Here is a 9,680-nt window from a genome sequence, read left to right as displayed (position 1 = left end):
GCCCCAGCAAACCTCCCGCCGCGAAAGCCGAATTCACGGCATCAGATTCCCCGAAGGCGCCCTTCACGGACCACTCAAGCGGCCCCGCGTCTGCGCCAGGAACGCACCCCACGCCCGCGAGTCGAGATCAAGATGCCCGCCATCACGGTCCTTGGTGTCGCGCACACCTACAGTCGGGGCAAACCGCACCTCGACACAGTCAGCCTTGTCCGGACTCCAACTCGACTTGAACCAGCCGCGGGCGTTTCGGGATACCGTCATTCCTGATCCTCCAATTCGGTAATGACCCGTGCAATGAACACAGCCGTATCCGCCGGGCTCATCGCTTTTTCTCGTACCTCGGCGGCCGCTCGCCGATACGCCGCAATGTCGTCACGGTCGTGGAGCATGAGCCCACTTCCTGCCATGTCAAGGCTCACGAGTGGCGGCGCTTGGTCGGACTCCAACAAGATGAACGAACCAATCGCCGCCGGTGTCCATCCAGCGGAGTACGACACGATTCGAATGTCGACGTTCGGCAGTTCGCCGAGTTCGAGCAGGTACCGAAGCTGGTCCACCTGCGTTCCCGGGCTGCCGATAGTTCGGCGTATTGCGGCCTCTTCGAGAAGGACTTCCAGGTGCGCGGCGTTCTTTCGCGTGATCAGATCGCGGCGGCCGAGTCGCATGTAGACCCGCTCGTCGATCTCATCGCCTGGCACGCCGCCGTCGACCATGATCGCGCGGATGACATCGGCGGTCTGCAGTACTCCGGGGATGAGCAGCGGCGCGACGTGCGTGACCTTGGTGGCGGTGGCTTCGGCGGCGAGCAGGGCATTCAGTTGCTGACGGCGCTCGGGCAAGGTGATCGCCAGCCACGACGACTTGCTTCCCGCGGCACTGGCGCTGGCGAACTCGGTCAGCTCGGCCGCTTCGTCGGAGCCGAGTTTCAGCGCCTCGACGATCTTCGCGACATCCTCGGCCTTGGCGAGCCGGTCACCGGTTTCCCATCGGGAGATGACGCCCGAATAACTCGGCTTCTCACCCATCGCCTCGGCCAGTTTGCGCAGCGACACGCCTTGCGCCTCGCGTGCCTTCCGCAACCTCTCGCCGAGGTTGAGGGCCGCCGATGTGCGGGTGCTACCACTCATGCAACACATGCTAATGCAGGTCGCGCCGCGCCCACGCGTCACCCAATCAGGTCATTGCCTCGCGACGCTGTCAGCGTTGACACTGTTGTCATCAACTGATCGTTGCCTTGGCAGCGAAGAGTGATTCGACAGCAGGATACAACCGGGGAGACAGGCGTGGATGACCGAGGCTGGCGACTCTTGCTGATCACACCGGCCCGCGAGCTGTCCGGCACGCCGAGCCAGGTCGTGGTGGGGCTGATCAAGACCACCGCCGGTTTCCAAGTGGTCATTCAGATCGGCGATGACACCCCGGCGGCAATCCTTCCCGCGCAAGCCGTCTCCGAACACATCAAGAACATGTATGCCGCGGTCGCCGAGAAGGCGCGCCTTGAAGCCATGGGCAGGACACGATGAATCGCATCCCCGTGTACTCGATCGAGGAGTCCAAAACGGACGGTTCACGGGTGTGCGTGCACCTCGTCGAGCCGAAGATGTCCGCGCCGCTGCAATGCGGCGGGCGCTGGCGGTTCCGGGTCCGGCGCGCCTTTCACCGGCGTCAGGTGCGCTTGTGAAGCGAACGCCGACCGACCACCGGATCCTGATCCGGGTGTATGCGGGCGATTGCCAGCGGCACGCGTATTCGCTCGTCGCCGTCGAGGATCCGGCCGTGGGCGCGGTGTACCCGCGGTGCGCGGACATGGCGCTCGGCGATCACGCGCACCGGTGCGACCAGCTCAGCAGGCGGGACAAGCAGGACGCGCCGCTGTGCCCCGGGTGCGCGGTGTGGCTGCGCCGCACGAACCACCGCACATGACCGGGTACCGGCCGGTGATCGGCGGCCTGAGGCACCGCACCCGGCTCGACGAGCGGCCACCGGACCGCACCTCGCTCAAAACGCTGTGCGAAATGCGCTGGCAGGCGCACCGCGGGCCGCGTTCGCCCGCCGTCGGCGACTGCGAAGCCTGCGAGGAGATCGCAGAGACCACTGTGGACGGTTCAGCGCGTTAGCCACGCCCGCATCCCGGTGAGCACGATCTCGAGCCCGTCCTCGAACTGCTGGTCCGGGTCACCGACCGGGAGCGACGAGGTCAGCGCGGCCAGCACCGGCGCGTCGATGCGTTCGGCCAGGGTGTCGACCCGTTCGCGGTAGCGCTCGTCCAGCTCACCAGGACGCGGGTACACGGCCTGCTCTTCGATGGTGAACCCGATGACGTAGGTGAACAGCGTGAAGGTGATACGCCCGACGCGATGCGGATCGAAGCCCTCGCCGATGAGGAATTTGTACACATTTTCGTTCGGGGTGACGATATCGGTGAGGAACGTGCCCGCGAAGACCTTCGCCCCATCGCGGTAGGCGAGCATCATCCGGCGGAAGCCGCGAGCCCGCGCGGCGAGGTCTTCCGCCCAGTCACCACCCTTCACCGGGGCGTCGAAGAGGTCGTCGCGATCGCGGTACATCTGGGTGGCCATCTCGTCGAGCAGTTCCTGCTTGTTCTTCAGGTGCCAGTAGAGCGCGGGCGCCTTCACCCCCAGTTCCTGCGCTATCAACCGCAGCGTCAGGCCGTTCAAGCCCACGTCGTTGAGCAGCCGCAGCCCTGCCCGCGCGATGTCCTGCCTACTCAACGCCATGTCCTCGCCCCTCACCCGGTCAGCCCTTGACACCTTAACAACATTAAGGGCACTGTGGAAATCACCACTTAACAACGTTAAGGAGATGGGGATGGACACGGACGTACTGGTGATCGGCGGCGGACCCGTCGGGCTCGCGCTGGCGACGGAACTCGCACTGGCGGGGGTCGACGTGGGCGTGCTCGAACGGCTCACGGAGCGCAGCGGCCAGTCGAAGGCGCTCAACCTCCAGCCGCGCACGGCCGAGGTGTTCGACCTGCGCGGCCTGTTCGACAGGGCGAGTTCCCGTGCGATGTCGACGGTCGGCGACGGGCACTTCAGCGGAATCCCGCTGAGCTACGACGGCTGGCAGACCCGGCACCCCTACCAGGTCGGGATTCCCCAGGCGCGGACCGAACAGGTGCTGGAGGAACGACTCGCCGAACTGGGCACGAAGATCCGCCGCGGGCACGCACTGTTGTCATTCGAGTCCACAAAGGACTCCATTGTCGCGACGGTGCGGGACGGCGACGGCGAATACGAAATCCGCGCCCGGTACCTCGTCGGCTGCGACGGTGGCCGCAGCACCGTGCGGAAGCTGCTCGATGTCCCGTTCCCCGGCACGGACCCGACCACGTACGCCATCGTGGCCGATGTCGTGCTCAGCAAGACCCCCGCGAAACTGGCCAGGCAATGGCAGTCGATCCGCGACATCTTCGGCGAGGACCCCAACCTGCAGGCCATGACCGGCGCCATCCCGCTCGGCGAGCCCGGATTGTTCCGGGTACTGGCCAGGCACTCGTCCACGGAGTACGTCGACCGCGGCACCGCGGTGCCCGCCGGACTGGTCACCGGGTTCCTGAAGAAGATCCACGGCGACGAGGTCGAAGTCGCCGAGGTCAGGTGGGCCTCCCAGTTCTCCGACACCGCGCGGCAGGTCGAGCGGTACCGCGTCGGGCGGGTGCTGCTCGCGGGCGACGCGGCGCACATCCACTTCCCCGCGGGCGGACAGGGGCTCAACCTCGGGGTGCAGGACGCGATGAACCTCGGCTGGAAGCTCGCCGCCGAGATCAACGGCTGGGCGCCTGCCGGGCTGCTCGACACCTACCACGCCGAACGGCACCCCGTCGGAGAGCGCGTCATCGGGAACACCCGCGCGCAGACGGCCTTGATCAGCCAGGAGCCCACCGCACTGGCGATGCGCGCGCTGTTCCGGGAGATCGCCGAAATGCCCGAGGTGAACCGGAAGCTCGCCGGAATGATTTCCGGTTTGGACATTCGCTACCCGTTCGACGGGCCGTCGCACCCGTTGCTGGGGGTCCGGATGCCCGACGTCGAACTGGGCGTCGAAGGCGAAACCCGGTGGGCGAGCAGCCTCTTCCACTCCGGGCACGGCGTGCTGCTGAGCAGTGCGCCCGATCTTCTCGGCCTCGCGCGGCCGTGGAGCGGGCGCGTCGACGCGGTGGCCGTGACCGGTCTTCCCGAAGCCGCGGCCGTGCTGGTCCGGCCTGACGGTTACGTCTGCTGGGTCGGCACCGGCGAAGAGACCGGCCTCGACACCGCATTGCGCACCTGGTTCGGCCACCCGGCGGTATAGAACCGGCGCCGGCGGGATTCCCGGCGGTCAAAGCTCGGTGTCCTGGCCGGGCAGGCGGGAATCCCGCCGGCCAACCTGCTGCTGTACGCGGTGGTCGCGATCGCGCACCCCCGCCGTGGCGGTTTGCTCGCTGTGACCCCCTCGACACAATGAGGCGTCGAGGACCCGTGACGACGAGCAGGGAAGGCGACCATGACCGCCACCACGGTGCTGATGATCGACATGCAGAACTCGTACCTCGCCGACGACGGGGTACGGGACGCGCTGGGCTGGCCGCCGATCTGGCGGCTGCCCGAAACGATCGACGCCTGCGCGGACCTGCTCGCCGCCGCACGTCACCAGAACCTGCGGATCGTCTACTCGCGCTCGGTCGGCAGTGCGGCTGGCGCGCTCGGGAGCAACCCGCGCTCGGCAAGGCTGCTCGCCAGGCGCGCCCACCGGCTGCCCCGGATGACGGTCGCGCAGAAGACGTGGAACCGGCAGATCATGGACGCCCTCGCTCCGGCCCCTGAGGACGTGGTGCTGGACAAGACGAGAGCCAGCCTGTTCGACTACACCGAACTCGAGCCGCTCCTGCACAACTTCGGCACGCGGCGGCTGATCGTCGCCGGCCTGCAGACCAACGTCTGCGTCGAAGCCACCGCCCGCGCCGCGCTCTCCCGCAACTTCGAGGTCGCCGTCCCGGACGACGCCGTCTCCACCGACGGGCCCGCGCTGCACCACGCGGCCCTCAACTCCCTGCGCGTGCTGTACACGGAAGTCGCGCCGTGGCAAGAACTCCTGGCACCGGGAGCGGCGTGGGACCGCGCGTTCACCACGCCCGACTACGGCCGCGATCCCGCCTACTGGACCGAAACGGCCGGGTCGTCCTGACGATCGGGAGCCCGGCGTCCAGGCGTCGCCGGGCAGCGCGAAAATGGCGGGGTGACGGAGAAACCCGAAGACCCCGAGATCGGCTACCGGCTGGACGCGCTCGCCGGCGTCGTCCGGTCCGAACTGACCGCGGCCGGGCTGCCGGTGACCCCGGACGACCACCCGCTCGGCACCGCGGGCGCCACCGTGCAGGTCGATCGGCCGGACCTGCACGGCGTGCTCGTCCACTGGCACGCCCACCCGATCCTGATGGACGCCGGGCAGGCGGCCTGGGCCGACGATCCGTTCGGCGAAGGCGAGGAGTACGAAGCGTTCGGGCGCCAAACGAAAGGCATCGGGCACGCGATGCAGGAGGCGATGCGCGAGATCCTGACCGTCGCGGGGCTGGAAGTGGTCGACACGAACAACGACTACGCACCGGACGAGCTGCTCGTCACCCGCCGAGTGACCCCGTCCGCCTGGCGGGCGCGGCACGACGCCACCTTCACCCGTCGCCACGAAGGCATGCTGGCCGCTTGGAACGAGCGGCACCGCGAAGAGTACGACCGGAACCGCGGCGACCAGGACTGACTTCGTCACCGGGCGGCTGGTTCACGCGCCGCCCAGCGGTTTCCGCAGTCCGGTGACCACCATGTGCACCAGCAGTTCGTAGGTCTCGTCCAGCTTTTCCGGGAGCTGGAACGCGTTCTCCGCTTCCAGTACCGCGAAACCGTGCATGACCGCGCGCAGGCACCGGGTCGCGTGGATGGCTTCGGAGTCCTCCAAGCCGTACGCGCGCAGGGCGGCCAGCAGGATGCCGATCAGCCGCTCCCCCGCCTCCGCCACCAGCGGCTCCGGTGCCTGGCCGAGCGCGGAGTAGCGGTGCGCGTGCGCCAGCACGTAGTCGCGCCATGCCGTCATGAGCGCGCGGATCGCTTCGTCGGCGGATCGGCCGAGCACCGCTTCGCCGATCCGCTCGGCCAGCTCGTCCATGATCCGCGCCGACATGAGCGCGCGCAGCTCGGCCAGGTTGCGGACGTGCTTGTAGAGCGACGGCGTGGCCACGCCCGCGCGGGAAGCGACCGCCGCCAGGGTCAGCGCGCCGGGGCCTTCCTCGTCGACAAGGCGCAGCGCGACGTCGACCACCGCGTCCGCCGACAGCGCCGCCCTAGCCACGGGCGCCCGCCCCCAGGAAGGCCAGTACCGCCGCGGCGACCTCGGCCGGGAACTGCACGTGCGGGTAGTGACCAGCGCCCTCGATCACCTCGACCCGGCCCAAATCCGGCGGCAGGGCCGCCGCGATGCCTTCGCCCTCGGCGCGGGGATCGGTCCAATCGGGGTCCAGCGAGCCCTCGATGATCAGTGCGGGGCACCGGACATCGCCGAGCAGCGCGCCCGCGTCGGTGGGCGCGGACATGCCCATCTTGCCCACCACCGCCATCCGGCCGGGCCTGCGCAGATCCGCTTCGAGCGCGGCGAGGTGCTCGGCGAAACCCGCGGGCTTGGCGCCGGGGTAGGCGTGGCCGAGGTAGCGCTTCCACAGCCCGACGCTGCGGAACATCCCCGCACCCATGAGCAGCGCCATGCCCTTGCGGTAGCGGGCGTGGGAGAACAGGCCGCCGAAGTCGATCTTCTGCGCGCGGGTGAACGAGCCGATCTCCACGATCGCGCTGACCAGCTCGGGCTCCTTGGCGGCCGCGATGGTGACCGAGCCGCCGGTGAACGAGTGGCCGACGAGCACGGCAGGGCCGCCGAGGTGCCGGACCACGGCGAGCAGGTCGGCCGCCGAGTCGGTGCGGGTGTAGGAGGCCCAGCCGGTGCTGGACTCGCCGTGGCCGCGCTGGTCCACGCTCGCCACGCGGTACCCGGCGTCGACCAGGAGCACGGCCAGCTCGCGGTAGGCGGCCCGGTTGTCGCCCATGCCGTGGGCCAGCACGATCAGCGGCCCCGCACCGAGCACGTCGTAGGCGAGCCGTCCACCGTCCAGCTCCAGGAACTCCGTCATGCCCATCTCCTCCGCAGGCTAATTACTATAACTCAAAAGCTAATGTCATTAGCCATGACTGTCAAGCGCCTCCCACTCCGATCGACCAAGTGTCCGTCGCACCGGCGCTTGGGCAGTGCGCTCCCCTGGGCACCTTCGCGGCACGACCGGCGAAATCGCCCGTCAGCCGCACGAGGTGCCCCGAGTCGCCGGAGGCGGTTCGGCTGCCATCCGTGCGCGACAGGGCCCGCCGTCCTCCGAACGGCCTATGGCCCCGCCGGGATCATTGGTCTATACCACTTACGAAGACAATACGGAGGCAATGCCGCCTCCAGAGTCCCCGGAGGTCCCCATGTCCCTGCTCCGCAAGCTTCCCGTGGTGGGCGGTCTGCTCGCGCTGGCGTTCGGCGCCACCGCCGTGCCCGCTTCCGCGGCGCCGGGCGCGCCGCTGCCGGTCGCGCCGTACGTCGACCTCGGCGCCTGGCCGACACCGAGCCTTTCCGGGATGGCGCAAGCGGGGGGCCTGCGCGCGTTCACCCTCGGTTTCGTCACCTCGTACGGGTGCAAGGCGAGCTGGTTCGCCGCCTACGACCCGCGAACGGGGTGGCAGGCGGACGAAATCGCGAAGATCCGCGCGGCGGGCGGTGACGTCAAGGTGGCGTTCGGCGGCGCTTCCGGGATCGAACTCGCGCAGGCGTGCAGCACCCCGGAGGCGGTGGCCGCCGAGTACGACGCGGTGGTGAAGACGTACAACCTCAAGTACATCGACCTCGACATCGAAGGCGCCGCCGTCGCCGACCCCACCTCCGTGCAACGCCGCTCGCAGGCGCTCGCGATCGTGCAGCGGAAGAATCCCGGGCTCAGGATCTCGCTGACCCTGCCCGTGCTGCCGAGCGGGCTCACCCAGGACGGCGTGAACGTGGTGCAGTCGGCCAAGAACGCGGGCGTGGACCTGGACCTGGTCAACGTGATGGCGATGGACTACTACCAGGGCCCCGGCGACCAGGGCGCGAAAGCGGTAGCCGCGGCGAAGTCCACGCAGGCGCAGGTGAAGTCCGTATTCGGCCTGCCGGACGCCGAGGCGTGGAAGAAGATCGGCGTCACCCCGATGCTCGGCGTCAACGACTCCGGCAACGAAATCTTCTACCAGAAGGACGCGCGCACCCTCATCGACTTCGCGAAGACGGTGCACCTGGGCATGCTGTCCTTCTGGGAACAGGGCCGCGACGCCAACGCGTGCAACGGCCCCCTCTACAAGTGCACCAACATCGCCCAGCAACCCTACGAATTCTCGAAGCTCTTCGCCCCCTACGCGGGCTGAGTCTCTTGCCCTCGATCACCTTCAGGGATTCCGTACCCGCTTCACCGGTCCCTGATGGCCACCATGACGGCACTGGGCGCCCGAAACTCGGCCTGCACGACGCCGCCTCGGGAGCAGGGCGCCCGGGGACGGCGGAAGCGTGGACCCGCCGGGGGTTTGGTCCCTGAAGGGCGCCTTCGGGGAATCTGACGCCGCGATCTCGACCCTCGCTAGCACGCGGGAACGCGGCGCCTATGCCCCGAAGGACCCCTTCACAGCATCAGATTCCCGCAAGGACGCCTTCACCGACGCCACGGGTGCACGCCCCGGGAATACCGGGTTGCCTTACCTGGCCCCCGAACATGACCTACCGGGCATGCGGCTGGGTACGCGGAGCCCTGCCCACGAACTCGGCCTCGCGGTGTCCGGATCAGGGCAGGTAGTACATCGGGTTGGGGAGTTTCACGGGCTTTTCGGCGTAGCCGCCTTCGAGGTCGCTGAACTGGTCGCCGAGGTTGAGCACGATGGTGGTGCCGGTCGACGCGATGTGCGCGCGGGTGCCGGACTTGTACTGGACGGTGTTGCAGGTGAGTCCGCAAGGGAGGTACGGGGGCGCGGCGCCTTCCGGCTTGAAGTAGGCCTCGGCGGGGGTGGGGTAGCCCTCGTTGGCGAGGTTCTTCAGCGACGCGGGGCCCTGGCTCTGCTTGCGGCCGGTCAGGAAGTAGACCCGCACACCGTGCTCCGAGGCCCAGCGCGCGAGGCCGAGGGTGGGCTTGATGGCGGTGAACTCGCCGCTGTCGATGGCCTTCTGCTGCTTCACCGGGTCGAACCCGAAGTCGTTGTCGGCTTCCCAGCCGTAGGTGCTTTCGGAGGTGTCGTCGATGTCCAGCACGATCGCGGGGTTCTTGACGCCGTCGACGAGCCGCTTGGACAGGTACCGCTTCGCGGCGTCGACCTGCTTGGCCGTGTCGGCGGCCCACTTGCCGGTGTCCGAGTAGTGGTGCTTGCCCGCGGCGTCGAGGTAGTCGCCGTAGTACGCCTTGACGTCGTTCTTGACCTGGCCGATGTTGGCCGGTTCCTTCGGGGCGCGGGCGGCGTCGTCACTCGACGCGATCGCGCTGGCACCACCGGCGACGGTGGCGCCGATGGCTGCCGCGGCAGCGAGTTTCACGAGACCGGACACACGGGTACTGCTGCGCGACATCGACTCTCCCTCAGAAAATTTCGACG

General features: G+C 68.5%; 14 protein-coding genes. 8 read left to right on the top strand and 6 right to left on the bottom strand.

All coding sequences use genetic code 11. The annotated features are described in order from the left end of the window. Window positions 1–63: 63 nt before the first annotated feature. Entirely contained in the window at window positions 64–261 is a 198-nt protein-coding gene (locus tag ABD256_RS22635) for a DUF397 domain-containing protein (protein ID WP_344422170.1), read from the bottom strand. Continuing rightward, window positions 258–1,127, bottom strand: a complete 870-nt coding sequence (locus ABD256_RS22630; protein ID WP_344422167.1) for a helix-turn-helix domain-containing protein — start codon at window positions 1,125–1,127, stop codon at window positions 258–260. Before ABD256_RS22630 ends, ABD256_RS22635 begins: the two co-directional genes overlap by 4 nt. A 156-nt stretch (window positions 1,128–1,283) precedes the next feature. Between ABD256_RS22630 and ABD256_RS22625 the strand changes: the two genes are divergently transcribed. The 4 genes from ABD256_RS22625 to ABD256_RS22610 are packed head-to-tail and all read left to right on the top strand — an operon-like array spanning window position 1,284 to window position 2,117. After that, a complete protein-coding gene (locus tag ABD256_RS22625; protein WP_344422164.1) occupies window positions 1,284–1,523 on the top strand; it encodes a hypothetical protein in 240 nt (79 codons plus the stop codon). Then, complete coding sequence (locus ABD256_RS22620; protein ID WP_344422161.1) at window positions 1,520–1,681, top strand: hypothetical protein; 162 nt, start codon at window positions 1,520–1,522, stop codon at window positions 1,679–1,681. The genes ABD256_RS22625 and ABD256_RS22620 overlap by 4 nt, the downstream gene beginning before the upstream one ends. Beyond that, the gene (locus tag ABD256_RS22615) at window positions 1,678–1,923 is read left to right on the top strand and encodes a hypothetical protein (protein WP_344422158.1); all 246 of its coding nucleotides are present in this window, start codon (window positions 1,678–1,680) and stop codon (window positions 1,921–1,923) included. Before ABD256_RS22620 ends, ABD256_RS22615 begins: the two co-directional genes overlap by 4 nt. Then, complete coding sequence (locus ABD256_RS22610; protein WP_344422155.1) at window positions 1,920–2,117, top strand: hypothetical protein; 198 nt, start codon at window positions 1,920–1,922, stop codon at window positions 2,115–2,117. The genes ABD256_RS22615 and ABD256_RS22610 overlap by 4 nt, the downstream gene beginning before the upstream one ends. Here the strand turns inward: ABD256_RS22610 and ABD256_RS22605 are convergent. Beyond that, a complete protein-coding gene (locus tag ABD256_RS22605; protein ID WP_344422152.1) occupies window positions 2,106–2,738 on the bottom strand; it encodes a TetR/AcrR family transcriptional regulator C-terminal domain-containing protein in 633 nt (210 codons plus the stop codon). The genes ABD256_RS22610 and ABD256_RS22605 overlap by 12 nt on opposite strands. Window positions 2,739–2,829: 91 nt before the next feature. Between ABD256_RS22605 and ABD256_RS22600 the strand changes: the two genes are divergently transcribed. The 3 genes from ABD256_RS22600 to ABD256_RS22590 all read left to right on the top strand — a co-directional run bounded on the left by ABD256_RS22600 (window position 2,830) and on the right by ABD256_RS22590 (window position 5,757). Continuing rightward, the gene (locus ABD256_RS22600) at window positions 2,830–4,314 is read left to right on the top strand and encodes an FAD-dependent monooxygenase (RefSeq protein ID WP_344422149.1); all 1,485 of its coding nucleotides are present in this window, start codon (window positions 2,830–2,832) and stop codon (window positions 4,312–4,314) included. Between the two features lie 192 nt (window positions 4,315–4,506). Beyond that, window positions 4,507–5,187, top strand: a complete 681-nt coding sequence (locus ABD256_RS22595) for a cysteine hydrolase family protein (RefSeq protein WP_344422146.1) — start codon at window positions 4,507–4,509, stop codon at window positions 5,185–5,187. A gap of 51 nt (window positions 5,188–5,238) precedes the next feature. Beyond that, on the top strand, window positions 5,239–5,757 hold the full coding sequence (locus ABD256_RS22590) for a hypothetical protein (protein WP_344422143.1): 519 nt from the start codon (window positions 5,239–5,241) through the stop codon (window positions 5,755–5,757). 21 nt (window positions 5,758–5,778) lie between these two features. Here the strand turns inward: ABD256_RS22590 and ABD256_RS22585 are convergent, their stop codons facing one another. Both ABD256_RS22585 and ABD256_RS22580 read right to left on the bottom strand, forming a co-directional pair. Next, complete coding sequence (locus ABD256_RS22585; RefSeq protein WP_344422140.1) at window positions 5,779–6,342, bottom strand: TetR/AcrR family transcriptional regulator; 564 nt, start codon at window positions 6,340–6,342, stop codon at window positions 5,779–5,781. Continuing rightward, window positions 6,335–7,171: an alpha/beta fold hydrolase gene (locus ABD256_RS22580; RefSeq protein ID WP_344422137.1), complete on the bottom strand. Its 837-nt coding sequence runs from the start codon at window positions 7,169–7,171 to the stop codon at window positions 6,335–6,337. Before ABD256_RS22580 ends, ABD256_RS22585 begins: the two co-directional genes overlap by 8 nt. A 331-nt stretch (window positions 7,172–7,502) precedes the next feature. On the opposite strand from ABD256_RS22580, the gene ABD256_RS22575 reads away from it, so the two are divergent. Further along, entirely contained in the window at window positions 7,503–8,471 is a 969-nt protein-coding gene (locus ABD256_RS22575; protein WP_344422134.1) for a chitinase, read from the top strand. A gap of 409 nt (window positions 8,472–8,880) precedes the next feature. On the opposite strand, the gene ABD256_RS22570 is transcribed toward ABD256_RS22575, so the two are convergent. Further along, window positions 8,881–9,654, bottom strand: a complete 774-nt coding sequence (locus tag ABD256_RS22570) for an HAD family acid phosphatase (RefSeq protein WP_344422131.1) — start codon at window positions 9,652–9,654, stop codon at window positions 8,881–8,883. Window positions 9,655–9,680: the final 26 nt, after the last annotated feature.

The sequence above is a fragment of the Amycolatopsis minnesotensis genome (assembly GCF_039529815.1).
In the GTDB taxonomy this organism is placed as follows: domain Bacteria; phylum Actinomycetota; class Actinomycetes; order Mycobacteriales; family Pseudonocardiaceae; genus Amycolatopsis; species Amycolatopsis minnesotensis.
This window is presented reverse-complemented; position numbering and strand designations above follow the sequence as displayed.